At 56.9% G+C, this 399-nt stretch carries 1 protein-coding gene; it reads right to left on the bottom strand.

Features of this window, described 5'->3' with window-relative positions; genetic code table 11:
- Positions 1-399 (bottom strand): alpha-amylase family glycosyl hydrolase (locus tag Q4563_RS16675; protein ID WP_303605284.1); only part of this gene is annotated, 399 nt, incomplete at both ends.

A 399-nucleotide genomic window follows, 5' to 3' on the forward strand; every position in this document is an offset into this window, starting at 1 on the left:
GTCGATACCAGCTCAGCAGGCTGTCGGGGTCATGGCTTTGGTCGGTGACACTTGTACCCTCAATCGCCCTTTCTGGTAACCAGCTGGCCGCGCTGGAAAAGGTATTGGGTATTTGCCACATCATTGGCCGCCGGCAACCGTCGCGGCCAGGGTGAAAGGGCCAGTAACGTTTGCCCACCGGATCTTGTCGCTGGGGCAGGGAAACCGGTTGTTCCGGCATGCCAATTTCTTCACCGTAATACAAAAAGGGTGTACCGCGTAGTGTCAGCAGCAGCATCGCCAGCAGACGTGCCCGTTCGAGGCTGTGCTTGTGAGGTGGTTGTTCAGCCTGGGTGCGGTCTGAGTGAGCGGCATAACGGCTGATATGGCGTTTGATATCATGGTTGCTGAGGGTGTAAT

It is taken from the genome of Gilvimarinus sp. 1_MG-2023, assembly GCF_030548285.1.